General features: G+C 71.4%; 23 protein-coding genes. 13 read left to right on the forward strand and 10 right to left on the reverse strand.

Annotation, left to right across the window (positions count from 1 at the left end):
* Positions 1-278 precede the first annotated feature (278 nt).
* Positions 279-1415, reverse strand: coding sequence for an ROK family transcriptional regulator (locus tag P8A18_RS11125; protein WP_306053782.1), 1137 nt, complete (start codon positions 1413-1415; stop codon positions 279-281).
* Positions 1416-1471: 56 nt separating this feature from the next.
* Between P8A18_RS11125 and P8A18_RS11130 the strand changes: the two genes are divergently transcribed.
* Both P8A18_RS11130 and P8A18_RS11135 read left to right on the forward strand, forming a co-directional pair.
* Positions 1472-2632, forward strand: coding sequence for a Gfo/Idh/MocA family oxidoreductase (locus tag P8A18_RS11130; RefSeq protein WP_306053784.1), 1161 nt, complete (start codon positions 1472-1474; stop codon positions 2630-2632).
* On the forward strand, positions 2629-3108 hold the full coding sequence (locus P8A18_RS11135) for a heme-degrading domain-containing protein (protein ID WP_306053787.1): 480 nt from the start codon (positions 2629-2631) through the stop codon (positions 3106-3108). The genes P8A18_RS11130 and P8A18_RS11135 overlap by 4 nt, the downstream gene beginning before the upstream one ends.
* A gap of 105 nt (positions 3109-3213) precedes the next feature.
* On the opposite strand, the gene P8A18_RS11140 is transcribed toward P8A18_RS11135, so the two are convergent.
* The 5 genes from P8A18_RS11140 to P8A18_RS11160 all read right to left on the reverse strand — a co-directional run bounded on the left by P8A18_RS11140 (position 3214) and on the right by P8A18_RS11160 (position 7260).
* Positions 3214-4074 (reverse strand): fumarylacetoacetate hydrolase family protein, encoded by an 861-nt coding sequence (locus tag P8A18_RS11140; protein ID WP_306053789.1) that lies wholly within the window; start codon positions 4072-4074, stop codon positions 3214-3216.
* A gap of 135 nt (positions 4075-4209) precedes the next feature.
* On the reverse strand, positions 4210-4980 hold the full coding sequence (locus P8A18_RS11145) for a YidC/Oxa1 family membrane protein insertase (protein ID WP_306053791.1): 771 nt from the start codon (positions 4978-4980) through the stop codon (positions 4210-4212).
* Positions 4981-5125: 145 nt separating this feature from the next.
* Positions 5126-5461 carry a DUF6412 domain-containing protein gene (locus tag P8A18_RS11150; RefSeq protein WP_306053793.1) on the reverse strand — a complete coding sequence of 112 codons (336 nt, stop codon included), beginning with the start codon at positions 5459-5461 and terminating at the stop codon, positions 5126-5128.
* 144 nt (positions 5462-5605) lie between these two features.
* Positions 5606-7105 (reverse strand): sodium:solute symporter family protein, encoded by a 1500-nt coding sequence (locus tag P8A18_RS11155; protein ID WP_306053795.1) that lies wholly within the window; start codon positions 7103-7105, stop codon positions 5606-5608.
* Positions 7102-7260, reverse strand: coding sequence for a DUF3311 domain-containing protein (locus tag P8A18_RS11160; protein WP_018555811.1), 159 nt, complete (start codon positions 7258-7260; stop codon positions 7102-7104). Before P8A18_RS11160 ends, P8A18_RS11155 begins: the two co-directional genes overlap by 4 nt.
* Positions 7261-7480: 220 nt before the next feature.
* Between P8A18_RS11160 and P8A18_RS11165 the strand changes: the two genes are divergently transcribed.
* Entirely contained in the window at positions 7481-7903 is a 423-nt protein-coding gene (locus P8A18_RS11165; RefSeq protein WP_306053796.1) for a hypothetical protein, read from the forward strand.
* A gap of 119 nt (positions 7904-8022) precedes the next feature.
* Positions 8023-10437: a tetratricopeptide repeat protein gene (locus P8A18_RS11170; RefSeq protein ID WP_306053798.1), complete on the forward strand. Its 2415-nt coding sequence runs from the start codon at positions 8023-8025 to the stop codon at positions 10435-10437.
* Positions 10438-10500: 63 nt separating this feature from the next.
* Here the strand turns inward: P8A18_RS11170 and P8A18_RS11175 are convergent, their stop codons facing one another.
* Entirely contained in the window at positions 10501-11304 is an 804-nt protein-coding gene (locus tag P8A18_RS11175) for a class E sortase (RefSeq protein ID WP_371933767.1), read from the reverse strand.
* A 104-nt stretch (positions 11305-11408) separates the two neighbouring features.
* Between P8A18_RS11175 and P8A18_RS11180 the strand changes: the two genes are divergently transcribed.
* From P8A18_RS11180 to P8A18_RS11215, 8 genes are all read left to right on the forward strand, one after another.
* On the forward strand, positions 11409-12416 hold the full coding sequence (locus P8A18_RS11180; protein ID WP_306053800.1) for an SEC-C domain-containing protein: 1008 nt from the start codon (positions 11409-11411) through the stop codon (positions 12414-12416).
* A gap of 124 nt (positions 12417-12540) precedes the next feature.
* The gene (locus tag P8A18_RS11185; protein ID WP_306053802.1) at positions 12541-13068 is read left to right on the forward strand and encodes a GNAT family N-acetyltransferase; all 528 of its coding nucleotides are present in this window, start codon (positions 12541-12543) and stop codon (positions 13066-13068) included.
* Between the two features lie 234 nt (positions 13069-13302).
* Positions 13303-13734 (forward strand): hypothetical protein, encoded by a 432-nt coding sequence (locus P8A18_RS11190; RefSeq protein WP_306053804.1) that lies wholly within the window; start codon positions 13303-13305, stop codon positions 13732-13734.
* A gap of 144 nt (positions 13735-13878) precedes the next feature.
* Positions 13879-15408 carry an ATP-binding protein gene (locus P8A18_RS11195; RefSeq protein ID WP_306053806.1) on the forward strand — a complete coding sequence of 510 codons (1530 nt, stop codon included), beginning with the start codon at positions 13879-13881 and terminating at the stop codon, positions 15406-15408.
* Positions 15409-15510: 102 nt separating this feature from the next.
* The gene (locus P8A18_RS11200; RefSeq protein WP_306053807.1) at positions 15511-18441 is read left to right on the forward strand and encodes a Z1 domain-containing protein; all 2931 of its coding nucleotides are present in this window, start codon (positions 15511-15513) and stop codon (positions 18439-18441) included.
* A 14-nt stretch (positions 18442-18455) separates the two neighbouring features.
* A complete protein-coding gene (locus P8A18_RS11205; RefSeq protein ID WP_306053809.1) occupies positions 18456-18887 on the forward strand; it encodes a very short patch repair endonuclease in 432 nt (143 codons plus the stop codon).
* A complete protein-coding gene (locus P8A18_RS11210; protein ID WP_306053810.1) occupies positions 18884-19840 on the forward strand; it encodes a DNA cytosine methyltransferase in 957 nt (318 codons plus the stop codon). The genes P8A18_RS11205 and P8A18_RS11210 overlap by 4 nt, the downstream gene beginning before the upstream one ends.
* 100 nt (positions 19841-19940) lie before the next feature.
* Positions 19941-21110: a DNA cytosine methyltransferase gene (locus tag P8A18_RS11215; RefSeq protein WP_306053811.1), complete on the forward strand. Its 1170-nt coding sequence runs from the start codon at positions 19941-19943 to the stop codon at positions 21108-21110.
* Positions 21111-21131: 21 nt separating this feature from the next.
* On the opposite strand, the gene P8A18_RS11220 is transcribed toward P8A18_RS11215, so the two are convergent.
* From P8A18_RS11220 to P8A18_RS11230, 3 genes are read right to left on the reverse strand one after another with little or no spacing between them, the layout of a single operon-like run.
* The gene (locus P8A18_RS11220; protein ID WP_306053812.1) at positions 21132-22034 is read right to left on the reverse strand and encodes a DUF6339 family protein; all 903 of its coding nucleotides are present in this window, start codon (positions 22032-22034) and stop codon (positions 21132-21134) included.
* The gene (locus P8A18_RS11225) at positions 22034-23008 is read right to left on the reverse strand and encodes a tautomerase family protein (protein WP_306053814.1); all 975 of its coding nucleotides are present in this window, start codon (positions 23006-23008) and stop codon (positions 22034-22036) included. Before P8A18_RS11225 ends, P8A18_RS11220 begins: the two co-directional genes overlap by 1 nt.
* On the reverse strand, positions 23005-25086 hold the full coding sequence (locus tag P8A18_RS11230; protein ID WP_306053815.1) for a helix-turn-helix domain-containing protein: 2082 nt from the start codon (positions 25084-25086) through the stop codon (positions 23005-23007). The genes P8A18_RS11225 and P8A18_RS11230 overlap by 4 nt, the downstream gene beginning before the upstream one ends.
* Before the next feature lie 319 nt (positions 25087-25405).
* Between P8A18_RS11230 and P8A18_RS11235 the strand changes: the two genes are divergently transcribed.
* Positions 25406-25771, forward strand: coding sequence for a hypothetical protein (locus tag P8A18_RS11235; RefSeq protein WP_306053816.1), 366 nt, complete (start codon positions 25406-25408; stop codon positions 25769-25771).
* The last annotated feature ends 80 nt before the right edge of the window (positions 25772-25851 follow it).

Below are 25851 nucleotides of genomic sequence, written 5' to 3' on the forward strand. Positions count from 1 at the left end.
CCGGGCGCCCCGGACGGCGGCACGGCCCCGCCCGATCGGCCGAGCCGGACGACGGGGACGGGCCCCGGGCGGGCGTCGGCGGCCACCCGACCACCCCGGCCCCCCGACCACGGTGACCGGCCACCCCGACCGCCCGGCCACCCGGCCACCCGGCCACCCGGCCACCCGGCCGACAACGGTGACCGGCCCCCACGCGGGCATCGCCGCCCGCCCCTGCCTGCCACCGCCCGCCCCGGGTAGATCGGCCCGGACCCGGACGGCCGTCGGTCACCGCCAGCTCAGCCCAGTCCGGCGGGGACCGGCCCCCGCCCGTCCGCCGCCGCCTCGTCCACCCGGCCGAACAGTGGGGCGAGGACCAGTTGCGCCGCCCCTTCCGCGACCGGCCGGTCCCCTCCCCCGGCGGCGACGACCGGCACCGGGACGCCGTCGGCCCCGTCGCGCCCCGCCCGTTCGTCGAGCACGGCGCGGACCCCGCGTACGTACGTGCCGGGGTCGGCGGCGACGGTGCGGCCGCCCAGGACCACCCGGCCGATGTCGAGCAGCCCGACGAGGTTGGCGGCTCCGGTCCCGAGCACCCTGGCCGCCTCGGCCGCGTCGCCCCGGTGCGCGGCGGCCAGGCACAGCGCTTCGAGGCAGCCGCGCCCGCCGCAGCCGCACGGGATGCCGTCCAGCTGCACGGTCTGGTGGCCGAACTCCCCGGCCCCCGTCCTGGCCCCCCGGTGCACCGCCCCGCTGAGCACGAGCCCCGCGCCGAGGCCGGTGCCGAGGTGGAGGTAGGCGAAGTCGGCGGGGCCGGGCGCCTTGAGGGCGAGGCCGAGGGCGGCGGCGTTGGTGTCCTTGTCGAGGACGACGGGCAGCCCGGTCCGGTCGGCCAGGGCGTCCCGCAGCGGGTACCGGTCCCACTGCGGGAACCCGGTGACGCGGTGCAGCACCCCGCCCCGGTGATCCAGCGGCCCCGGCACGGCGACGCCCACCCCGAGCACCGGCAGCACCCCGTCCCCCCGCACGGCGGCGACCGCCCCGGCCGCCGCCGCCAGCACCTCGTCCGCCGGGGCCCCGAAGTCCAGCGGAGCCGTACGGCTCCCGGCCACGGCCCCCGCGAGGTCCACGAGCACCACGGTCAGCACGTCGCGGTCCAGGTGCAGCCCCACCGCGTGCCCGGCCTCCGGGACCAGCCGCAGCACGGTCCTGGGCTTGCCGCCCGTGGAGGCGCGCCGGCCCGCCTCGGTGGCCAGGCCCTCGGTCCGCAGCCGGGCGGTGATCTTGCTGACGGCCTGCGGGGTGAGCCCGGTGCGCTCGGCCAGTTCGAGCCGGCTGATGCCGCGCTCGCCGGCCACCCGCAGCAGGTCCAGCACGAGTGCCGCGTTGTGGCTGCGCAGGGCGGGCAGATTGGCGCCGCTGTTGCTCCTGTTCACGCGCCCATTGTCCCCTGCGCTTGCACTTTGGCAACAGCGTTGCCAAAGTGGGAGTCATGACCGCCCACACCACCTCCGGTACCACCGGCTCCCCCCTGCGCGTCGGACTCGTCGGCTACGGCCTGGCGGGGTCCGTCTTCCACGCCCCGCTGATCACGGCGACCGGGGGCCTCGCCCTGGACACGGTCGTCACGACGGACGAGGGGCGCCGCGCGCAGGCTCGCGCCGCCTGCCCCGGCGTGCGGTTCGCCGCGTCGCCCGAGGAACTGTGGCAGCGGGCGGACGAGCTGGACCTGATCGTCATCGCCTCGCCGAACCGGACGCACGTACCGCTGGCGCGGGCGGCGCTGGAGGCCGGGATGCCGGTGGTCGTGGACAAGCCCGTCGCCGGTACCGCGGCCGAGGCGCGGGAGCTGGCGGCGCTGGCCGATGAGCGCGGGCTGCTGCTCTCGGTGTTCCAGAACCGCCGCTGGGACAACGACTTCCTGACTCTGCGCGCGCTCCTCGCGGACGGCGCGCTGGGCGAGGTGCGGCGCTTCGAGTCGCGGTACGAGAGGTGGCGGCCCGGCTTGAAGGGCGGCTGGCGCGAGTCGGGCGACCCGCGCGAGATCGGCGGGCTGCTGTACGACCTGGGCAGCCATGTCGTCGACCAGGCGCTGACGCTGTTCGGCCCGGTGGTCCGGGTGTACGCGGAGTCGGACGTACGGCGTCCGGGCGCGGCGGCCGACGACGACACGTTCCTGGCGCTCACGCATGCCTCCGGGGTCCGCTCGCACCTGTATGTGAGCGCGACGGCGGCCCAGCTCGGCCCGCGTTTCCGGGTGCTGGGGTCAGAAGCCGGCTTCGTGAAGTACGGCCTCGACCCCCAGGAGGCCGACCTGCGCGAGGGCGCCCGCCCGGCCGACGGCGGGGCGTGGGGCGAGGAGCCCGAGGAGCTGTGGGGCCGGCTCGGCTCGGGCGAGTCCCCGCTGACGGGCGGCGGCACCCCGGTCCGCACGCTGCCGGGCGACTATCCGGCGTACTACGCGGCGGTCGCGGACGCGCTGCGCGGAAAGGGCGACAATCCGGTGACCGCCCTTCAGGCCGCCGAAGCGCTGGACGTCCTGGAGGCGGCCCGCCGCTCGGCCCGCGAGGGGGTCACCGTCACCCTGCGGCCCGCCGGCACCGAAGCCCCCGTCCCCTCCCCCGCCCACACCCCCGAGGAGCAGCCCGTATGAACCCCACCGCTCCGACCATCTCCGAGCTGATCGCCCAGGAGCGCCGGCTGACCCTGCCGCATTTCGGCTACGACGACGCCTACGCGCTGGGCGGCCTGCTCGTCGCCCTGGCCCGGGAGCGGCACGCCCCGGTGGCGATCGATGTCCGGCGCGGGGCGCAGCAGGTGTTCCATGCGGCGCTGCCGGGTTCGAGCGCGGACAACGACGCGTGGATCGACCGCAAGCGCAGGGTGGTGGAGCGGTACGGGGAGAGCTCGTACCTGGTCGGTACGCGGTTCCGGGCGAAGGGGACGACGTTCGACGAGGCGTCCCGGCTGGACCCGGACAGGTACGCGGCGCACGGCGGCTCGTTCCCGATCGCGGTGGAGGGCGCGGGCGTCATCGGCTCGGTGACGGTGTCGGGGCTGCCGCAGGCGGAGGATCACGCGCTGGTGGTGGAGGCGCTGGAGCAGTTCGTGTCGCGGCTCGGCCGCTGACGTACGCGGAGGGGTGAGGTCCGCACACGACGGACCTCACCCCTCCGATGTCTGGGGCCGCGGCATCAGGTCGTCTTCTGAACGCCCTGCCCGGCCCGCGACGCGTTACGCGTCCTTCAGCTCCTGCCGCTGCCGTCCCAGCCCCTCGATCTCCAGCTCCACGACATCGCCCGCCCGCAGATACGGCTTGGGCTCGGGCCGCCCCATCGCGACACCGGCCGGCGTCCCGGTGTTGATCACGTCGCCCGGGTAGAGCGTCATGAACCGGCTCAGATACCGGACGACCTCGCCGACCGGGAAGATCTGCTCGGCGGTCGTGCCGTCCTGCTTCAGCTCGCCGTTGACCCAGAGCCTCAGCGGCAGCGCCTGCGGGTCGGGCACCTCGTCGGCGGTCACCAGCCAGGGGCCCAGCGGGTTGAACGTCTCGCAGTTCTTGCCCTTGTCCCAGGTGCCGCCGCGCTCGATCTGGAACTCGCGCTCGGAGACGTCGTGGGCGACCGCGTATCCGGCGACGTGCGCGAGTCCTTCCTCGGCGGTCTCCAGGTAGCGGGCGGTGCGCCCGATGACGACGGCGAGCTCGACCTCCCAGTCGGTCTTCACGCTGCCGCGCGGCACGAGCACGGTGTCCTCGGGCCCGACGACGGTGTCCGGCGCCTTGAAGAACAGGATCGGCTCGTCGGGGATCTGCGCCCCGGTCTCCGCGGCGTGGTCGTGGTAGTTCAGCCCGATGCACACGATCTTGCCGATCCGGGCGAGCGGCGGGCCCACCCGCAGCCCTTCGGCGTCGAGCGCGGGCAGCTCGCCGGGGGCGGCGGCCGCGGCCCGTACCCGGGCGAGCGCGTCCGCGTCCGCGAGCAGCGCGGCGTCGATGTCGGGGACGATGCCCGACAGGTCGCGCAGGGTTCCGTCCTGGTCCAGCAGAGCCGGTCGTTCCGCGCCTGCCGTACCCACACGAAGCAGCTTCAAGAGTCTTTCTCTCCTCGGTCGGGATCGGGCCCGTCGGATGGGTGGCGGCCATCGCAGGCTTGTCCGATCCTCCAAGACATCCGATCACTCCGCAAGACCCTGTTCACCCCCTGGACCGGCCCTCCGGTGCCGTCGTCACGCCGCGGTGGCGACCGCGGCGCCGGGGGCGGGCATGTCCCGGTACAGGTAGGCCCGCTCGATCGCGGTCCAGGTGGTGCTCGTGACCACGTACAGGGCGGCGGCCAGCGGCACGAAGCCGACGGTGAAGAGGGTGAAGAAGGACATCAGCGGCATCATCCTGGTCATGGCCCCCATGCCCGGCATCGGCTGACCGTCGGGGCCGGTGGCCGGGGTGACGGGGTTGGCGGCCATCTGGCGCTTCGTGCGCCCGTAGTTGAACGTGGCGACGGCGGCCACGATCGCGAAGAGGCCCAGGTAGACGAGGCCCTGCGCGCCGAACACTCCGCCGTGCGACAGCGCGTCGTGCCAGCGCTCGCCGAGTGGGGCGTCGAAGAGCTGGTGGCCGAGGAGCGCGTTGGCCTCGTCACCGATCTTCTGGCTGGAGAAGAGGTGGTAGAGCAGGAAGAAGGCCGGCATCTGCAACAGGCTCGGCAGGCAGCCGGAGAACGGCGAGACCTTCTCCTCGCGGTGCAGCTCCATGAGCGCCTTCTGCATCCGCTCGGGGTTCTTGGCGTGCTTCTTGCGCAGCTCGGCGATCTGCGGCTGGAGCCGGCGCTGTGCTTTCTGCCCGCGCGCGGCGGCCCGGGACAGAGGGTGCACGGCGAGCCGGACGAGCGCGGTGAACAGGATGATCGCGGCGGCGGTGGAGCCGTTCCGGAAGAGCGGGTGGAGCACGTCGGCGAGGGCGCCGACCAGGCTGGCGAAAGCGGACATGAAGGCGGACATGGCTGAGCCCTCCGGGGGTCTCGTCGTGCCGGAAGTGAAGGGGCTGCTGCTTCGGCATGACGGTCCGCGAGAGCCCGTCCGTCCCACGGAAGGGGAGGCGGGAGGTGTGCCCCACTACGGGGGTGTGCCCTGTACGGGGTGTGCCCTACGCGGCCGTCAGGAGGGCACGGCCCGGGGCTCGGGGGCGGCGGCGTCCCTGGGCGTCGGGGTCCCGCTGGGGGAGGAACGCGGTGCGTTTCTCCCGGTCGCGCATGGCGGTACGGACCTGGGTGCGGGGCACCGGGGTCGCGCAGCGGGCGCTGATGACCGAGCAGGCGACGAGCGCCGTGCCGGCGGCCGCGGTGGCGGCGAGCGCGACGGCGGCGGAGAGGCTGCCGCCCTCGGCGAGGAGCACTTCGGTGAGGAGGAAGAGCAGGAGCCCGGCGGGGCGCAGGGCGCGGGAGAGACCACGGCGTACGCGGTTCATGGCGTCGGCATTCATGGGGCTGCCCCCTTTCCCAGCTCGCTCACTCGCTCACTCACTCGCTTCCAACCGTCCATCCGTTATACACGATGCCCCGAAGCGGTCAACGGCCGTTGACAGCCCGTGCGCAGGCCCGCGCGCCCGCCTCCGGACAGGCGGGCGTCAGCTCACCCCGACGGGCGCGTCCAGGTCGTCCCGGGCCAGTACCTCCTCGTCGGGCCGCTCGTCGCGCTCGCGCGGACCGGCGTACGTGACCACGAGCGCGACGGCGAGGTTGGCACCGAGGGCGACGATGCCCGCGTTCACGCCCCACACCGGATCGTTCTCCGTGAACACGAAGCCGCACACCACACCGACCCCGACCGCGAGCCCGCTCATCGCCCCGGCCAACGTCAGCCGCCGCCATACGAGCCCCAGCAGCACCATGGGGAGCAGCTGCGCCATGCCCTCGTACGAGATGAGCGAGAGCCGGACGAGGGTGTTCGGGGCGGTGTAGGTGAGCAGGAGCGCGAGGCTTCCGGCGACCACGACGACCAGCTGGGCCGCGCCCTTCTGCCGCCGCTCCCAGCGCGGGAAGAGCGAGAGCACGCTCCGCCCCCACATGGTGCCGATGACCAGCATGAAGACGGCCATGGGCACGATCGAGGACAGCGCGGCGGCGACCCCGATGATCCCGACCGACCAGGCGGGCAGCGAGTCCACGACGAGCTTGAAGAGGGCGAGGTTGGACTCGGCGCCGACGAGCCCCGGCACCACGAACAGGGCGGCCATGCCGAGCAGCATCGGGACGAAGAGCAGGACGTTGTAGGCGGGGAGCCACATGGCGTTGCGGCGGAGCACGTCCGCGTTCTTCGCGCCGAGGTAGCCGGCGACGGTGGTCGGGAAGATCACGACGGTGAGGGAGTTGAGGAACGAGGTGGTGATGAACCAGGCCTGCCCGAGCCCGCTGTCCCCGTGCCCGGGGAAGGTCAGCCACTCGCTCTTCTCGGTGACGAGCCGGTCGAGGAAGGGCCCGTAGCCGTCGAAGTAGTGCACGGGCACGTAGATCGCCAGGAAGCCGAGCGTGGCGATGACCAGGACGTCCTTCAGCACGGACACCCAGGCGCTGCCGCGCAGCCCGCTGACGACGACGAAGCCGGTGGTGACGGCGAAGGCGATGAAGTAGGCCCAGTTCAGGCTGATGGCACCGTAGGAGATCGTCGAGACGACGACGCCCATGCCGGTGATCTGGAGCTGGATGTACGGAAGCAGGAAGACGGTCGCGAGGACGGCGACGAGCGCGCCGAGCCAGGGCCGCGCGAAGCGGTGGGCGACCATGTCGGTGATCCCGACGAGTCCGTGCTCGCGCGCGTACGCCCAGAGCAGCGGCCCGACGACGTAGCCGACGGCGTACCCGCAGGACATGTACGCGACGACGTAGAGAACGGGCGCCCCGTAGTTGTAGCCCCAGCCCGCGGCGCCGAGGTAGCTGAAGCTGGTGTAGCCCTCACCGGCCATCAGCACCCAGATGAAGACGGTCCCCAGACTGCGCCCGCCCACCGACCACTCGGCGAGCCCGCCCCCGCCCTCACCGCCGCGCCGGCCGCGTACGGCGAACAGCCCGAGGGCGACGGTGGCCACCATGAAGACCCCGAAGACGGAGGTCGCGACGGCGGCGTTCACCGGCGGTCCCCCCGCCGGGTCAGCCACACGGCAACGGGGGTCAGCAGGGTCGCTCCGAGCAGCCAGAGGAAGAGGAACGGCAGCCCGAGAACGACGGGCCGCACCCGGTTCACGAACGGCAGCGCGCCGAGGTAGAGCACGTAGGGGACCAGCAACCACAACAACTGCGGACGTCGTCTGAGCACGTCGGGAAACCTTACGACCCGGCCGTTGCGCGCGCTGACAGCGGTCGTGCCGACTCTTCGTGCCGTTCGCGGTGCGGATACGAATGTGTGGGCCGGTCATGTCCGAGCACCTGGGCGCCGAACCTCTGTCGCGCAACCGCCGAATACGCGATAATTGACGTGCTTTCAGGTCCGACGGGGAGGTTGGGACATGACTGTTTCGGGGGCTGCGCGCACCACCGCGTGGATTGTCGCCATCGCGGCCGGGCTGGTCTCGGCCGGGCTGATCGCGGCACTGGTCGTCAATCCCGGCATGGCCGACCGCACCGCAAGTGTGACGGGTGCCGTCGTGGGGCTCGCCGCTCTCGTGTTGTCCGTGGTCGCTCTGGCACGTGGTTCCGGAAGCAGTGGTGGGCGACGGCAGGTGCGCGCCGGGCAAGGTGGCATCGCTGCCGGCGGAGATGTGGTCGGCAATGCCGTCGGTGACCGTTCCGCAGTCGTCGGTACCTCCACAGCACCCGGCAGAAATCGTGCCGCTGGGCAGCCGACGGACGTGCGCGCCGGGCGGGACGGAATCGCCGCCGCCGGGGACGTACGGGATAACGCCCTCGGCGACGACAGCGAACGCCGATGAGCCCTCGTTGGCGGTGGCGCCGGAGCGCCGAGGCGGCCTCCACAACGGCGAAGGCGCCCGTTCCCGACCCTCAACGCGCACCGGGGAGTCCCGAGCACATCATGGTGGGCGACGGTGCGGTGGGGGCAGGCAGAGACGCGAACCACAACGCGGTCGGCATCAAGAGCAAGGTGAACGACAACCGGAGCGTGCACATCCACTTGGCCGCTCGTGAGGTGACCTGGCCGATCGAGGTCGGCATCGTTCCCGCCCTCGCCTCGGCGTTCCAGCCGCGGACGGCGCTACGGGACGAGATCGACGCCGCTCCGGCCCAGGGCGCTGCGGCTACCCCGACGCAGATCCTGTCCGGTGGCGGCGGGGTGGGCAAGTCCCAACTCGCCGCCTTATACGCCGCCGAGGCCGTCCACGCGGGCATGGACCTCGTGGTGTGGGCAGGCGCGACCGAGGTCCAGCAGGTCATCGCGGTGTACGCCCAGACAGCCACTCGCGTCTCCGTGCCGGATGCGACCGGCGAGGACGCCGAGCGGGACGCGCGGGCATTTCTGTCGTGGCTGGCCACCACTGACCGCCGGTGGCTCGTGGTCCTGGACGACATCACCGACCCGGCGGGCCTGCGGGGTTGGTGGCCGTCCAGCCGGACCGGTACCGGGCGGGTTCTGGCCACCATCCGTATCCACGACGCACGCCTCACGGGCAACGGGCGACGACGCGTACGGGTCGGCGTCTACACACCGGACGAGGCAACCGCGTACCTCCGTACCCGCCTGACCGAGGACGACGCCGAGCACCTTCTCGACGACGCCGTCGGCGACCTTGCCGCAGTGCTCGGACGTCTGCCGCTGGCGCTCGGACACGCCGCCGCCTACATGCTCAACCAGGACCTCTCCTGCACGCGGTATCTGGGCCTGTTCAGCGACCGCACCCGGCCCCTCGGGCAGTTGCTCCCCGAAGAAGCCGACGCCGAGGGTTACGGACGAGAGATCGCAACCACTCTGCTGCTCTCACTCGACGCCGCTCAGCGCACCGAGCCAGTCGGCCTCGCTCGCCCTGCCCTCCGCCTCGCCGCCTTCCTTGACCCCGCCGGGCATCCCCGCGCCCTGTGGACGACCCCGGCCGTCCTGACATACCTCACCGAACACCGGGACCCGGCCCCGGACGACGCACCCCGGCCCGAGGACGTCACCGCCGAACAGGCCGAAGCGACCCTCCGCGTCCTGCGCCGGTACGCGCTGATCAGCAGCGGCCGTGGCCAGGACCCACGTGCCCTGCGCATCCACGCACTCACCGCCCGCGCCACCCGCGAGCCGCTCGGGGACGCAGCCCTGCCCGCCCTCGCCCGGGCGGCTGCCGATGGTCTCCTGGACATCTGGCCCGACCCCGATCACGACCATCCCGACCTGGCAGCGTCCCTGCGCGCCAACACCGACCAGCTCCACCGACTCACTGGCAGCCACCTCTGGCACCCGAAGGGCCACGAGGTCCTCCACCGCGCCGGATCAAGCTGGATCAGCACCGGCTTCGCCGCACCGGCGGTCGCGTACTGGAAACACCTCGTCACCACCAGCCGCGAGTTTCTCGGTCCGACGCACACCAGTACTCTCCGCGCCTGCGCCGGGCTCAGCAATCTGTACAGGGGCACGGGGCAGAAAGCGGAAGCCATCCCTCTGACCGAACGTGTCGTGGCCGACTGCGAACGACTCCTCGGTCCCATACATCACAGCACGCTCGAGTTCCGCGCCGACCTCGTCACCTTCTACGCAGACGCGGGACGGAACGCGGAAGCCCTCACTCTGGCGAAAGAGATCCTGACCGACCGCAGGAAAGCCCTCGGCCCTGAACACCCCAAAACCCTCTCCGCCCGCGACGCTCTGGCCTTCGCCTACGGACAGGTGGGGCACACCGGAAAGTCGGTCACACAGACGGAGAACCTCCTGAACGACCGGACGCGAATCCTCGGGCCCGAACATCCCGACACCCTTCGCACCCGCGCCAACCTCGCCGCCTCATACGCGGCTGTGGGGCGCACCGAGGACGCCATCACCCAAACGGAACGCGTCCTGAACGACCGGGAACGCTACCTCAGCCCCACCCACCGCGACACCTTGACAAGCTGCGCCACCCTCGCCTCCGTCTACAGCCAGGTAGGGCGCGTCACGGAGGCCATCCCCCTGGCAGAACGCTTCCTGACCGGCCAGGAACAGCTCCATGGCCCCACCCACCTCAATACCCTCCGCGCCCGCAACAGCCTCGCCCTCTACTACGCCCAGGCGGGGCGCAGCACGGACGCCATCGCGCTGGAGGAAAGCGTCCTCGCCGACTGCGAACGGTTCCTCGGCCCCGTTCACCGCGATACCCTCCGCACCCGCTCCAACCTCGCCGCCTCATACGGGGACGCGGGGCGCATCACGGAGGCCATCGCCCTGGCGAAAAGCGTCCTGGCCGACCGGGAGCGCCTCCTCGGCCCCGAACACCCCGAGACCGACTACGCTCGCCGCCGCCTTCGGATCCTCTCGGCCAGGCAGCTCGGTCAGTAGCTGCCCGGCCGACAGCCGGGCACCACTGGGCCGGTGCCGGCCTGCCTCTCGGCCCCGCCCCGGTCAGCGCCCCCGCGCCCCCGTCAGCTTCCCCCACACGACGAGCCGGTAGCGGGAGGTGAACTCGGGGGTGCACGTCGTCAGCGTCAGATAGGACCCGGCCCGGTGATACCCGGGGTACGGCGCGATGTTGCTGCGCGGCACGGCGGCCACGACCCCGCTGTCGCCGGGGGTGGTCCGGGCGAGGGTCTTGTCGACGGTGTACGTGTAGACGGCGTCCCGGGTCTCGACGGTGATCCGGTCACCGGCGCGCAGCCGGTTGATGTAGCGGAACGGTTCGCCGTGGGTGTTGCGGTGGCCGGCGAGCGCGAAGTTCCCCCGGCCGCCGGGCTGGGCGGTGCCCGGGTAGTGCCCGGCGTACCCCTTGTCGAGGACACCGCTCCTGCCGATGCCCTGGGCGACGGGGGCGGTGAGGGAGATGCGGGGGATGCGGATGACGGCGTACGCCTGGTCGGTCACGGGCTTCGCCGCTGCCGGGCGCTGTCCGGTGGAGGGGCCGCCGCCCGCCGGGGAAGGCGCGGCGCCGCCGGACGGGGCGGTGGCCTCCGGCCCGGCATCGGCCCCGGGCTGTTCGGGCGGCTGCGCCGAGGGGGCTTCCCACTCCCGTTCCAGCCGGTCGACGGTGCGGCCGGCGTCGGCGCGGGCCTGGCGGTTGGTCCACCAGAGCTGATGGGCGACGAGCAGCAGCAGGACGACGCCGAGCGTCACCACCAGCTCCGCCCCGGTCCACAGCCCGCGCGCGACGAGACGCCCGCGGCGCGGGTCGCGCTGCACCACCACCGGTATCCGCTTGACCACGGCGCGCACGATAGGCCCGCTCACCGCAACACTCCAGAGGCGGGACGAGAGTCACTCCGGCGGGCCCTGGACACACCCCCGCCCCGCACCCGCACAGCAGTACGGTGTCATTCATGCGTCCCGACACTCCCGCCGATCACCTCAAAGAAGCCGAGCGCCTGCTCCGCACCGCGGCGCAGTACCCCGAGGACCACGAACCGCTGCTCCTCCAAGCCGCCGCCCACCTGGAGCTCGCCGGCGACCGCGCCCGCGCCACGACGCTCTACGACGAGCTGCTCGGCGCCCCCGGCACCGAGCACCCGCACCTGGTGAAGGCGCTCAACGCCGCCAACCTGTGGGAGTACGGCCACGAGGCGGAGGCCCGCGCGCTCATCGACGGCATCCGCACCGCGGCCCCGCAGCAGGCGGCCCCCTGGGAGATCGCGGCCGAGACGCTGGAGGCCCACGACGAACTGGAAGCGGCCCACGACGTCTTCTCCACGGCCCTGCGCCTGCTGATCGCGCCGGGCGAGGAGGTCCCGTACGCCACCCAGTCGCTGCTCACCGGCCGCCACCGGGTGCGCAGGCTGATGGGCGTCCCGCACGACGCCTGGGACGAGCTGGCCGACACGCTGCACACGGCGGCGGTCCCGCTGGACGAACTCCACGACCCGAAGCGCCTGTGGTCGCTGGGCTCCTCCGACCCGGGCGAGCTGCGGGCCGAGATCACCCGCCTGCGCGCCGAACTGGGCACGTACCGCACGGCGTTGTCGCGCCCCTTCCCGGTGGCGGTGCTGCACTGGCCGGCGGACGAACTCCGCGAACTCCTCACCTCGTACCCGAGCCTGGGCAGCGAGTACACCTCCCACCCGGACCACCTGGACCGCCTGGAGGCCGCGCTGCGCGACCTGCACGCCACGGGCACCCCCAACCTCGGCATCGTCACGGGCACGGTCCCCTCCTACGAAGCCTTCGCCGCCTCGGAAGCCGCCTCCCCGGCCGACCCGGACCTGCTCCCCCAGTACGCCACCACCCTGGCCGCCCGGGGCCGCGCGGTCCCGTGGCCCCCGGCGAAGAGCGCGGACTGCTGGTGCGGGTCGGGGGTCTCGTACCGGGAGTGCCATGGGGGTGCGGCTCGGTAGCAGGGCCGACCGGTTGCGGGGCCCGGCCGATAACGGGGCCGGCCGGTAGCAGGGCTGCTCGGTATCGGGGCGGCGGCCGGTATTACGGATGCCGGGCCGCACCCCGCCTCCGTACCCTGCCGCCATGCCCGGACTCCAGCGCCTGCGCCCCGACCACGCCCCGGCCGTCCTCGCCTTCGAGGAGGCCAACCGCGCCTTCTTCGCGGCGTCGGTCCCGGACCGGGGTGACGACTACTTCGCCCATTTCCCCGCCCGTCACGCGGCGTTGCTCGCCGAGCAGGTGACGGGCGCCTGCCACTTCCACGTCCTGGTGGCGGACGGGACGGACGAGATCCTGGGCCGCTTCAACCTGGTGGACGTGGCCGACGGCGCCGCCGAACTGGGCTTCCGCCTCGCGGAGAAGGCGACGGGGCGCGGCCTGGCGACGGCAACGGTCCGCCGGCTCTTCACGCTGTGCGGCACGTCGTACGCCCTGACGACGCTCAGGGCGGCGGCCACGCTGACGAACACGGCCTCGCGGTCGGTCCTGACCCGGACGGGGTTCGTCGAGACGGGCGAGGAGGTGGTGCTGGGCGGGAAGCCGGGGGTGGGGTACGTACGGGACCTGAGACCGGAGACACCGGCACCGGCACCGGCACCGGCCTCCGCGTAACTCCCCCCCACGTATGGCCGACTTGTGCCTGGCCGGGCACCCGGCCGCCCCCGATCATGGCCTCCTGAACCACGGACGCAGGGGGAAGGCCACCGGATGAGCACCGACGACCCGGGAACACCGGGCAGAAGGCGGCCGCCACGCCCCTGGGAGCGCGAAAACCCCGGAGCCGACGGCCCGCCCCGCCCACCGCACCCGCCCACCGCCGGCGGCGGCGGACCGCAGGGCGCCCCAATGCCCGCCGTGGTCAGCGGCCTGCGGGTGCTGATGATGGTCACCGGCGGCGTCCAGGCCGTCATCGGCCTCGCCCTGGTGACCAACAGCGTCTCCGTCGCCACCTCCGTCTGGGGCGAGGCCGACGCCTCGGTGTGCTGCCGGTCGTCCCCCGGCGAGGAGCACGCGGGCACGGTGGTCTTCGTCGGCCTGCTCATCATGGCGGTGGCCGCCTGGGGCATCGTGACGGCCCTCAAATTCCCCACACGCCACCCCGACCTGCGCAATTCGGCCATGGCCTACGGCTGGGTGGCCATCCTCTTCACCGTCCTCCTGTGGGCCTTCCTGCCAGTCCCGATCCTGATCGCCGTCTGGCTCGTCCTGTCAATCCTGCTCACGGCCCGGTCCCACCAGCCGGAGTGCCGGACCTGGTTCGACGGACAGCGGCGCTGACGCGCCTGCCGACAGCGCTCCCCTCCCTTTGCCACCGGGATTCCCCACTGTCCGACCTTTGCAATATCATCACAACCCACCTACTCATCCCAGGGCCGCACCTCCCCACTCAGGTCCCAGCTCTGTGTGCGCGAGGAAGGCTTCATGCCGCCGTATCAGCCCTCTGCCGACTGGCAGTTCGAGGTCCCCACCACCGGCACCAAGCGGCTCCCGCCCGCCGCGCGCTACGTCGAGTCGCTGACGCACCAGGGGTACGGGTTCGAGGCGGCCATCGCCGACCTCGTGGACAACTCGATCGACGCGGGCGCCCGTAACGTCGTCGTCAGCCTCCTGCGCGACGAGGACCGCCTGGTCAGCCTGCTCGTCATCGACGACGGCCGCGGCATGGACGACGCGGCTCTGGACACCGCGATGACGGTGGGCGGCCGCCAGGGTTACGACGACGCGGCGCTCGGCCACTTCGGCGCGGGGCTCAAGGCGGCGTCGCTGTCGCACGCCGACTCGCTCACCGTGATCAGCCGTACCAGGCGCAGCCCGTCCACCGGCCGCCGCTGGCTGACGGCCCGTGCCCAGGCCGACTTCACCTGCGACATCGTCGATCCGGGGTACTGCCAGGACCTCGTCGACCGCTACGACGGCGTCATCCAGTGGCAGGGCACGATCGTGCGCTGGGACCGGGTCCGCGCCTTCGACACCATCACCACCGGCCAGGCCGACCGCTACCTCAACGACGCGATCGAGAAGCTGGAGACCCACCTGGGGCTCTACCTCCACCGCTTCCTGGCCCGCGACGGCTTCAACATCGACATCGTGGTCGAGGACGTGCGGACGAAGGAGGAGCTGGACCACCGCGGAGTCGAGCCCATCGACCCCTTCGGCTACCGGATACCCGGCCGGGCCGGCTTCCCCCGTACGTACACCGCGCCGGTCGAGGGCGTCGGCGGGGTCGCGCTGACCGCGCACATCTGGCCGCCGAAGTCGCCGCTGGTCAGCTTCCGGGGCATCGGGCCGCTCGCCGAACGCCAGGGCTTCTACATCTACCGCAACGACCGCCTCGTCCAGGCGGGCGGCTGGAACAGCACCCGCAGCCCGGAGGGCCACCTCGCGCTCGCCCGGATCGCCGTCGACCTGCCGTCCGCGCCGAACGACGTCTTCAACCTCACGGTGAAGAAGGACGGCGTCACCGTCACCCCCGCGTTCGCCCGGGGCCTGGAGCAGGCCGTGGACGCCACGGGGCACGGCTTCGCCGCGTACGTCCAGGAGGCCGCGCTCACGTACCGGGAGGCGGCCAGGCGCGCCACCGAACCGCAGCGCAAGGCCGTCCTCCCGGCCGGGAAGGGGATGGACCCGAAGCTGCGGCGCACGCTGCGCGACGAGCTGCCGGAGCTGGAGGGCGAGGACCCGATCGCGTTCCGCTGGGACAGCCTGCCGGCGGACGTGTTCTTCGAGCTGGACCGGGAGAACCGCGAGGTCCGGCTCAACAGGACGTACCGGCAGGTCCTCAACGGGGGCCGGCGCGGGGGCCTGAACGACGCCCCGGTGATCAAGAGCATGCTCTATCTGATGGTCAACGAGATCTTCCAGAAGGAGCGGGTCCGGGCCGTCCACACCGACAACGTGGCGCTGTGGAACAGCGTCCTGGTCACGGCGGCGCGCTGCGAACTCGACCGCTGATCCACGCGCCGGCGTCCCCCGCCCGGCGTCCCGCCTACCCGGCTTCCGTCCCCGTCCCCGTCCCCGTTCCGTTCCGATCCGATCCGAGAGAGCCGCCCCGCCATGACCGACCCCCTGTTCACCCTGCACGGCGATGTCCTGGCCGCGATGCGGCGGGGACCCAGGCCCTTCGCGAAGCTCGTCCTCGCGCTCTCCGAGGACGACGACGACCCCGCCGACACCAGGCTCTCCCACTTCAGGGACCGCGTTCTCGCGGCCGGCCTCGGCGACGGGCTAATCACTCTGTGGCACCGTACGCTGACCGCCTGGGACCTGGTGGAGCAGGCGGACTGGTCGGCGGCACCGGCCCGTACGGACGCGCGCCGCTCGGACACGTACGAGCGGCTGGGCTTCGGAGTAGGCCTGCGCAAGGCACTGGACAGCGTGGTCCCGGTGTTCAAGGAGCCGGGACCGACGGTCATCAGCAAGGAGTTCGTCTCCTGGTACTCGCGCGACGCGGCCGCCGCGCGCGCGTTCTACTGGCCCGCCTACGAGCGGCTGCTGCGCCGCAAGGGCTGGCCGGACACGGCGGTCTCCGGACTCGACGAGGCGAGCCACGCCGTGGTCGAGCGCCTCGCGGACCCCACCCGCCCCGAGGCTTACGGCGCGCGCGGCCTGGTGGTGGGTTACGTGCAGTCCGGCAAGACCGCCAACTTCACCGGGGTCACCGCGAAGGCCATCGACGCCGGATACCGCCTGGTCATCGTCCTCGGCGGCACCCTGAACCTGCTCCGGGGCCAGACCCAGCGCAGGCTGGACATGGAACTGATCGGCCAGGAGAACATCCTGCGCGGCGCCGATCCGGCGGACCCGGACGCCCTGGTCGGCATCGACTACCAGGACGACGCGGACTGGCCGGAGAAGTTCGTCAGCCACGGCGGCCGGCCCTCCGCCCTCGGCGCCTTCGACATCGAGCGCCTCACGACCCGCGACGACGACTACAAGAGCCTGCTGAACGGCATCCGCGCCCTCGAATTCGAGAAGCAGTCCCGTACCGAGCCGCTGTACGCACCGGCCAACCTGCACCACGCGGCCGCCCGGGTCATGGTCGTGAAGAAGAACAAGTCCGTGCTGGCCAAGCTCATCAAGGACCTGAAGAAGATCGGCCCGATCCTCTCCGAGATCCCCGCGCTGATCATCGACGACGAGTCGGACCAGGCATCGGTCAACACGACGGACCCGAAGAAGTGGGAGGAGGGCAAGGTCGCCCGTTCGGCCATCAACGGCCAGATCTCCCAGCTGCTCGGCCTCCTGCCTCGCGCCCAGTACGTCGGCTACACCGCGACCCCGTTCGCCAACGTCTTCGTCGACCCGGGCGACGGCGAGGACATCTTCCCGCGCGACTTCCTCATCTCGCTGCCCCGCCCGGCCGGCTACATGGGCGTCCAGGACTTCCACGACCTGGACACGGACGGGGGCACCGCCGAGGAGACCCACGTCCGCGGTGTGTACGAGGACACGGGCGACCGCCTCCAAGAGGCTCTGGACGCCTTCGTCCTCACGGGCGCGCTCAAGCTGTACCGCGCCGACCTCGGGGTGCCCGCAGGACCGTTCCGCCACCACACGATGCTCGTCCACGAGTCCGTACGGATGGCCGAACACACGGCCCTCGCCCTGCGCATCAACTCCATGTGGCACCAGGCCGCCTACACCGGCCGCGAGGGCCACGACCGCCTGGCCGCCCTCCTCGCCTCCGACTTCCACCGCTTCGCCGACGACGGCCTGCCCATGCCGGAGTCGTACGAGGACCTCAGGGGCCACGTCTCGCGCGCCCGCCGGCTCATCAACGCCGGCGGCACCCCCGTCCTGGTCGTCAACGGCGACACCGAGCGCGACTACGACCAGCCCGACCTGGACTTCGAGCGCACCCCCCACGTGTGGAAGATCCTCGTCGGCGGCACCAAGCTCTCCCGGGGCTTCACCGTCGAGGGCCTCACGGTCACCTACTACCGCCGCACCACCCGGCAGGCCGACACCCTGATGCAGATGGGCCGCTGGTTCGGCTTCCGCCCCGGCTACCGCGACCTGGTCCGCCTCTACATCGGCCGCGAGGAATCGCTGGGCAGGACGACGACCATCGACCTGTACGAGGCCTTCGAGGCCATCTGCCGCGACGAGGAGACGTTCCGCGCCCAGCTCACCCGCTACGCCACCCCGATCGACGGCAAGCCCCAGGTCACCCCGGCCCAGATCCCCCCTCTGGTCTCCCAGCACCTCTCCCTGATCAGCCCCTCGGCCCGCAACAAGATGTTCAACGCGGAACTGGTGGAGATCAGGTCCCCGGGCCAGTGGGTGGAACCGACGGCATACCCGGTGGGGGCGGCGGAACTGCGGGGGAACGTGGAGGCTTGGGGGGCGGTGTTGGGGGCGTTGGACCGGACCCGGGTCACCCTGCGCTGCTCCGCCGCCGGGACCGGTCGGGACGACAGCTACGAGGCGGTGCTGGGCACCATCGACCACAGCACGCTGCTCGGCGTCCTGTGCGACCTGAAGTGGTCCGTTCCCGCCCAGTTCTCGCCCCATCTCCAGTCCCTGGTCTCGGCGGGCGAGACCGGCGACGGCATCGACGACTGGCTGGTGATCGCCCCGCAGCAGACATCGGGACGGGGGGCGGGGGCGAACATTCTCGGACACGGTCCTCTCTCCCTGGCGCGTCGTACCCGACGTCGCGGCGACCTCTTCGGAGCGATCAGCGAGCCGAAGCACCGCGGGGTCGCCCTGCGGATCGCCGGTGCGCTGAAGGACTCCGGCGACCCCCTGGTCGAATCGCTCGTCCGGGAGCGGCGAGGAGTCGTGGTCCTCTACCCCCTGGTCGAGGCCGAGCCGCGGCTCGGGCCCGGCGGCACGATCGACCCCGGGGACGTGGTCATGGCGTTCGCCCTGGTCGCACCGGCCTCGGCGAAGGCGGGACAGCGGAACCTGGTGCGCTTCCGTGCCATTGATTCGAGCAAGGACGATTTCGCCGTCATCGATCGCGAAGAGGGTCGGCCGTAGGAGACTTGGCAGTGATGAGTACCGCCAGACCCTCCTCCCCGGCCGTGTCCGCCCGCATGAGCCGACAGGCGAGCCGCGACACGGCGCCCGAAGTGGCGGTCCGGAAGCTGTTGCACGCCTCCGGCTACCGGTACCGCCTCAACGAGCGGGTGCCCCACATGTCCCGGCGGACGATCGACATCGCCTTCACGCGGGCCAAGGTGGCCGTGTTCCTGGACGGGTGCTTCTGGCACGGCTGTCCCGAGCACGCGACGCAACCGAAGTCCAACGCGCAATGGTGGCGGCAGAAGCTGGATCGCAACATGGCGCGGGACGCGGAGACCACGGCGCACCTCGTCGCCGAGGGCTGGACGGTCCTGCGCTTCTGGGAGCACCAGGCACCGGTCCAGGTCGCGGAGAAGGTGGCGGAAGCCGTCGATCGGGAGAGGGGACGCGGGGGCTCGTGAGCGGATTGCGGTTCGTGGACGTGTGCGCGGGGGCCGGTGGCTTGGCCCTCGGGCTGGAACAGGCCGGGTTCGATCCGGTGCTGCTGTTGGACAGGAAGCCCGTCGCCTGCGAGACGCTGGGCATGAACCGACCGCACTGGAAGGTCCTGCGGATGGACCTGCTGGACTTCGTGCCGGACGAGCATCCGCACACGTACGACGTCGACCTGCTGTCCGCGGGGCTTCCTCGCGTGAAGTCGAGCGCGACGGCGGCAAGGGCCGAGACCGACGAGGAGGAGGAGCTGCTCAAGGCGGCCGTCCTCCTCGCGCACTCGATCCAGCCGCGCGCCGTGATCATCGAGAACGTACCGGGGCTCGTCAACGTGGCGGCCTTCGAGCCGCTGCGCGAGTTCGTCCGGATGGAATTGGAGCACCTCGGGTACCGGCTCCACTGGTTCGTCCTGAACGCAGCGGATTTCGGGGTGCCGCAGGACCGTAAACAGGGCGTGGTCGTCGCCCTCAAGGAGCGGTACTTCGACCGATTCCGACCGCCGGTGCCCACGGTGAAGGATCATGTGTCGGTGGGCAGAGCGCTCCGGTGTTCCATGGCTGCTCGCGGGTGGAGCGGCGCGGACGCCTGGGCGGCCGGGGCGGCCGCCGTGGCGCCGACTCTGGTCGGCGGCTCGGACAACCGAGGCGGCGCCGACCTGGGGCCGACCGGCACGAAGGCCGCCTGGGCGCGGATGGGGGTCAACGGCGGGGCGCTGGCCGACGAGGTTCCCGGCCCGGAGGATGACAACACCCAGGGGCTGATCAAGCTCACGGACGCGCAGGCGGCGCTGTTGCAGGGCTTCCCGGCGGAGTGGCGCTTCGCGGGCCGGAAGACGGCTCGGTATCGACAGATCGGGCATGCCTCGCCGCCGGCGGTGGGGAGGGCGTTGGGCGCGGCCGTCGCCGAGGCGTTGCGCGATTGAGAGCGCGGGAAGCGGTCGGGAGCGGAGCCAAAGCCGGCTACACTTCCATCCCATGACCCCCAGGCCCCACCCATCACTCCCACCTGCAAGTTTCCGCATCGTGGACTTGTTCGCGGGCCCGGGTGGCCTCGATATCGCGGCCACGATCATGGGAGTGGAGAGCATCGGGGTCGAGTGGGACGACCCGACCCGCGCGACGCGCGTCGCGGCCGGCCTCCGCACCACCACGGAGAAGGACGTCGCCGCGCTGGGCCCGTGCGACCCGGAGGTGAAGGACGCGAACGTCCTCACCGGAGGCCCGCCCTGCCAGTCGTTCTCCGTGGCCGGCAACCGGGAGGGCCACAAGGCTCTGGAGGACGTGAAGCGGCTGGCCGGCTGCCTGGTCGGCGCCAGGAACCGCGAGGCCTTCGACGAGGCCTGGAACGCGGTCGAGCGCGAGACCGACTCCATGTCCGACGCGCGTACGGGGTTCGTGCTCCAACCGCTGCGTTGGATCATGGAGGCGAAGTTCAAGCGTGGCAGGCCCTACGAGGTAGTGGTGCTGGAACAGGTACCCACCGTGCTGCCCGTGTGGAAGCACTACGCCGAGCTACTCAACAGCATCGGCTATGCGGCCGGCGCCCATGTCCTTCAAGCCGAGGCCTTCGGCGTTCCACAGACACGTCGGCGTGCCGTGCTGATCGCCCAGTGGGACCCGGAGCACACGGGGCGGGACGTGTACTTCCCCGAGGCGACCCACCAGCGATACCGCAAGACGGCCGAACAGCAGGGCTCCGCTCTGTTCACCCCGCCCAAGAGCTCCACGGACGGCAGGAAGAAGCCCTGGGTGTCCGTCGGGGACGCGCTCGCCGCCACTCGCCCCCGCGACTTCGTCCTGGTCTCCAACTACGGTTCCGGCGGCGACCCGAAGAACCGGGGGCGCCGCACCTCCGAGGAGCCGGCCGCGACGATCACCGGCAAATTCCGCCGCAACCGACTGTTCCTCCTGAAGGAGAACGAGGCGGGCGAGAAGGAGATGGGGGAGGAGTTGGAGCGGCTCTCGCTCGAAGAGGGCGGGCTCCTCCAGTCGTTCCCCGCCCGCTATCCGTGGCGGTCCACCGACGTGGCCCAGCAGATCGGAAACGCCATTCCGCCGCTCCTCTCGCTGCATATCCTCAGCAGTGCGCTCCGGCTCCCGCCACCCGACGAGGAGTTGATCAACAAGCTGGCGTCATGGGAGCCGAAGCGCTTTGATACCCAAGCGGACGAGGTCGTCGCCGAGGACGTGTGAGCTGTTCGGTCCCATGGGAATTCAATCCCTTGCAGCCCCCGAGGGGGCCCTGTCACGCAACGGCGCCTCTGCGGAGAATTGCTCGAACATGCGTGAAAGGATCTCGAGGGAGGAGCGCCGGACGGTGCCGTCGTCCGGCCCGTCGGGAAGCCTCTCCCACGGCACGGCGGCGGACTCCGCATCCGCGATCCACTCAGTGAGCGCGTCGTGACGGGGCGGATCGTCGGGCGCAATCACCTCGTACATGAGTGTGCTCCCCGCTACGTTGACCGCCGTGCACAGCGCGTTGACCCGATCACCGAGGCGCGTGGCTCCGCCGTCCGCAAGTCCCTTGAGGACCGATACCAGGGCCAGAGCGGTGGGCTTGTGATCGATGGCGTCGAGTCGAAGAGCAGTATTGATCATGTCTTGGTTACCGCACGCGATCTCCGCAGGCCTGTAGTCGGGCCCGTCACGGAACATTTCGGCCGACCACCAGAGCCGGGCGAATGCCTGGCTGTAGTGCGGGCCCACGAATCTGGCGCTGTTGGTCTTCTTGGGAGAGCCGTCGCCGGCCGCGCCGGGCGGTAGGTGCCGCCACAGAACGAAGTCCGGTGCCACGGCCAGGGCGAGGAAGTTCCAGAGCCCGGCATCCGCCGCCTCCGCGCGTGTCAGGCGCAGAGTGGCGTGCAGCCGGGGCGCCAGCCAGGCGTCGGCGTCGGTCCTGACCGCGTCGAACCTGCGCATCGCCTCCTCGACGATCTCGCGTACGGCGTCGACGTTCCACCGAACGGAGTCGTCCTGGATCGGCCTGCTCGCGCGGAGGAGCGCCACATGCGGGAGCGCCTCCTGACCGGCACGCACGCCGTGGGTGAGAAAGCCCGTGGCACGGGCCCCGGGAAGAAGAGCGAGACGTGCAGGAATCTCCGTGTGTGTACGGTTCATCAGCGCGCACCTTCCTGGGAACGGGAAACGGCTCGGATGGTCGCCAGCAGGTTCCTGGGCAACTGGCTACGCTTTCCGGCCGCGAACTCGATCCGCGCCTGGACCTCCGCCCATCCTCGGCCATCCGCCCGGCGGTCGTGGGCCTCTCTCAGCGCGTCGGCAAGCGGCAGCCGAGGAAACACCTCCGGCAGCATCGAGCGCAACACAACCCCCCGCCAACCGGTGGGCAGATGAGGGGTTCCGTCCTCGTCGAAGTCGAGGTTGCTCAGAGCGGACTGGAACATGGTCGTCCATGCTTCACCCGCGACCTGGGCGGCCACGAGTCCTGCGGTCGCCTTCTCCAACGGACCACGCGCACCGGACAGCAGTGCGGAGAGACCCTCGAAGGAGGTGTTGAGCAGGACGGTCGGCGACTCACCCGCTGCATCGACCAGCCAGGGCGCTTCCGCGAACGGGCGCAACCACTGATGCGGGCCGTCCCGGAAGTCCTCCTCCACGATCTCCAGGTCGCGTTGCCTGGCCGGCGTACGGGCCAGCAGGTCCACCACCCATGGAGCGTCCGCCTTACCGAGGATGCGCCCGCCGACGCCACCGTGACTACCCACGACGCTCACGTCGAGCAGGGCACGCGCGGCGTGGACGGAGCGACGCACCCGGACCTCGCCCCGCCAGTGCGTATCGTGCCGGCGCCGTTCCAGGCCACTCACCACACGTGTGTTCGTAGCCCCCTCGGTCAGTACGGCGACACAGCTGACCCCGGACCACGGGCCGTCAGCCAACTCGTCCATGGGGAGCGAGACTTCGATGTCGAGGACACCCTCGTTCCAGTCGTCCCGCTCGACCTGATGGAGGGCGACGACCTGATCACGTTGCGAGATGAGCGAGAGCTGCAGAGGCTTCCCGTCGATGTTCGCCCCTCGGACAGCGACCTCGATCTTCCCCACCAACGTCGGGTACGCGTACACCGCGCTCATGCCGAGGCCTCTCCCACCTGCTGAATATCCACGATCACACCGGCCATGGCCGCAGCCACCGGATGACTGCTCACGGCGGTCACGCCGCCGAAACGCGCGGAACGCACATCCGGATCGATGACCAGCCTTCCCTCCACGACCCGACAGTTCTCTTTCGCGGACAGCTCCGCCCACTCGAGCGAGGGGCGGCCGCCCGATCGCACGTCGAACTTGACCACCGGCGACAGCTGCCAGCCGACATCCCGTTGTGGAACGTCCAACGTCACATCCAAGGTCCAGGCTCCGGTCGCGTCCACCTTCCCGACCACCCTGTCCACCAGCGGGTGTCTACGACGGCCGCTCGCCGTCGGGGGCAGGTCGAGACGGAGCAACTTCCGGAGGACCTCGTGGCCGACCGTTCCACGGCCCATCGCACGCCGCCCGATCACGCCCCTCAATGCCGTGTCCATGGCCGCGTTGAACTCGGACAAGCGGCGGGGAGCGTTGGCGTAGGCGGCGGTGAGTTCGTCGGTCACCCCCCACCTGTCATGCTCCGGCGGCTCGGCGGCCCGCAGGAACTCCTCAGCGGCATGTGCCGCCGAGCTGTCGTCGCCCGTGGCGAAGCCGGCGAGGAGGACGGCCTGGAACGGGTCCACCCCGATCCCCAGGTTGCGAGGGGGCCGAGCCATGACGGTCATCCGGTTACCCCGCATGCACACGATGCGGCTGTGCTGTTCGTCCTGATCGGCGGCCTGGGTGACCAGGAGCACCGCGTGATGGCTGCTTCCCACCCCCCTGCGTCCCGTCGTGCGCAGCGACGGGACGGCGAGAGCGACCTCCGTGGCAGCTACTTGCCCGGGGGCCGTGAGCTCATCGACCGTCTCACCGTCGATGTACGCACGCAGCGCGTGCACGAGCGCGGGGTGCCGGTCGAGCGGATCGACCCGGCGTTCCGCAACCACCGGTTCGCCGTTGCGAAGGGCACGCACCGACGCTTCGAGCAGTGCCGGCGTCGAGCGTCCGGAGGTCATGGCGGCCCAGAAGTTGTCGGAGAGCGCTCGCCCGAGGGCCGCGTGCAGGTCCTCCAGCGTGTCACTGCCGCCGGCCGCGTCGTGGGCGCCGACGACGAGGAACGAGGTTCCGGGGTCGTCGTTTTCCCGGTCGAGTCGCAGGTCCGCGACCACGCGCTCGTCGGCCCACCAGGAGCGGGAGACGCCTTCGTGCGCCTTCTCGCTGTCAGGCTGGCCGAGCCACGCGGGCCCGGCGTAGGCGACCCCCTCGACCTCACGCCAGGGGAGATCCAGACGGCCGACCACCCGGCGAGCCGTCCGACCTTCGTGCGCCTCCGACAGGGTGCTGTTGATCAGGACCAGGCCGAGCCGGCTGGCCGCCCACAGCGTCGCCTTGCCCAATCCGTACGAGCCGCCCGCCCGATCGTTGCTCTTGTGACTGTCCAGCTGACGGCGGACCACCGCGGCGTACCGGCCGTCCCCGTACTCGGGCCCGGTCAGGCCCGACGCGTTGTAGTCATCGATCCGTAGAAGCAGAAGGGAAGCGTCCTCGCGCAGTGCCCTGAGCCCCTCGGCCAGAACCCGACCCGCCTTCTGCCGGGACTCAGCGGCGGCAGCGTAGTGGGATTCCAGCTCGTCCCACTTCAGCGCGGAAAGGAAGGCGTGCAGGTGCTCACCGGTCAGCTCGTGCAGCGTGAAACGCACCCGTACAGGACGGCGTGGGTCCAGCCGTTCGTCCAGCGCGTTCTGCGTGGCCTCCCGGGCCAACACGGACAGGTTCGCATCGAAGGCGAAGGCCGCGGCATTGCCGTACTCCCGGCCGCCGTCGTGGTGGGCGAGACGGTGATACCAACCGATCGGCCGGTCCGATCCGGCGTCGGCGTCCCTGGTGATCAGAGTGGCGACATCCGTCTCCAGGATCTCGGCGATCCTGACCATCACCTCGGGCCTCGGCCGGGCCCTGCCCGTCACCCACGCCGACACAGCCGCGCGCGTCAGACCCAGCTCCTGGCCGAGCCCCTGCTGCGACAGGCCCTTGCGGCGCAGCTGCCGCCCGAGCCAGACACCGAAGTCCTCGCTGTCCTCCATCGACCCCACTCCTCTTCGTGCCGAGGGGGGACACGGTAGCACCGCAGTTGACGTCAGCGCTTTGTCAAATGTTACTTGACGCCCATGTCTCGTTCGAGCGCCAGCGGAGGTTGTTTTTATTCTCCCCTGTTCTGATCGGCCAGCCGATCAGCGCGTGCTACGGTTCTTCTCGGCAACTCCCAACCCGGTCAGGACCGTTGAGGGATGCGCCTCCTGAAGGCGGCACAGCCATGCCCTCATGTTCGATCACAAAGCGGTCTTTACGTGCGCCAACCGGTCAAGAGCACTCGTTGGCACACCCAAGGGAGGGGAACCCCACATGATCGATGACGACGATGCCTGGATGACCCGGTTCATTCGGGAGTACGACGCCTTGGAGGACCCGGACCTCCGGGCCGAGCTCCTGGCGTGTCACGGGATCCACCCCCAGGTCCTTGCTGCGGAGCGGCGGCGCCTCACCCGCCCCTCCACCGCACCCACCGAGCAGGTCGCCACCCCTTCCGACCCTGCCGTGCGTCGCACCTCTCGGGCCACCCGCCGCCCCGCCACCCCTCGGCGCGCCGGTCGCCCCCGCAGCTACCAGGTCACCCGTAGCACCCGTCGGATCCACACGGCCGGGGGGACGGTGACGGTGGTGACGACGACCGTCACGACCGTCACCACGGTCACGACCACCCGCGGCTGAACCCTCCGCTGCCCCTCCACTCAGCAGCTCCACGTCGTCCCACAGGGTGCCGGCATGCGTGCCGGCACCCGCTCCCCCCG

The sequence above is a fragment of the Streptomyces sp. Mut1 genome (assembly GCF_030719295.1).
Lineage (GTDB): Bacteria > Actinomycetota > Actinomycetes > Streptomycetales > Streptomycetaceae > Streptomyces > Streptomyces castrisilvae.

Bases quoted from the DNA above. Each gene is read 5' to 3' on its own strand.
- P8A18_RS11130 (WP_306053784.1), top strand. From the start codon at position 1,472: ATGACCGCCCACACCACCTCCGGTACCACCGGCTCCCCCCTGCGCGTC.
- P8A18_RS11135 (WP_306053787.1), top strand. From the start codon at position 2,629: ATGAACCCCACCGCTCCGACCATCTCCGAGCTGATCGCCCAGGAGCGC.
- P8A18_RS11145 (WP_306053791.1), bottom strand. From the start codon at position 4,980: ATGTCCGCCTTCATGTCCGCTTTCGCCAGCCTGGTCGGCGCCCTCGCC.
- P8A18_RS11150 (WP_306053793.1), bottom strand. From the start codon at position 5,461: ATGAATGCCGACGCCATGAACCGCGTACGCCGTGGTCTCTCCCGCGCC.
- P8A18_RS11165 (WP_306053796.1), top strand. From the start codon at position 7,481: ATGACTGTTTCGGGGGCTGCGCGCACCACCGCGTGGATTGTCGCCATC.
- P8A18_RS11180 (WP_306053800.1), top strand. From the start codon at position 11,409: ATGCGTCCCGACACTCCCGCCGATCACCTCAAAGAAGCCGAGCGCCTG.
- P8A18_RS11185 (WP_306053802.1), top strand. From the start codon at position 12,541: ATGCCCGGACTCCAGCGCCTGCGCCCCGACCACGCCCCGGCCGTCCTC.
- P8A18_RS11190 (WP_306053804.1), top strand. From the start codon at position 13,303: ATGCCCGCCGTGGTCAGCGGCCTGCGGGTGCTGATGATGGTCACCGGC.
- P8A18_RS11195 (WP_306053806.1), top strand. From the start codon at position 13,879: ATGCCGCCGTATCAGCCCTCTGCCGACTGGCAGTTCGAGGTCCCCACC.
- P8A18_RS11200 (WP_306053807.1), top strand. From the start codon at position 15,511: ATGACCGACCCCCTGTTCACCCTGCACGGCGATGTCCTGGCCGCGATG.
- P8A18_RS11205 (WP_306053809.1), top strand. From the start codon at position 18,456: ATGAGTACCGCCAGACCCTCCTCCCCGGCCGTGTCCGCCCGCATGAGC.
- P8A18_RS11220 (WP_306053812.1), bottom strand. From the start codon at position 22,034: ATGAACCGTACACACACGGAGATTCCTGCACGTCTCGCTCTTCTTCCC.
- P8A18_RS11225 (WP_306053814.1), bottom strand. From the start codon at position 23,008: ATGAGCGCGGTGTACGCGTACCCGACGTTGGTGGGGAAGATCGAGGTC.
- P8A18_RS11230 (WP_306053815.1), bottom strand. From the start codon at position 25,086: ATGGAGGACAGCGAGGACTTCGGTGTCTGGCTCGGGCGGCAGCTGCGC.
- P8A18_RS11235 (WP_306053816.1), top strand. From the start codon at position 25,406: ATGATCGATGACGACGATGCCTGGATGACCCGGTTCATTCGGGAGTAC.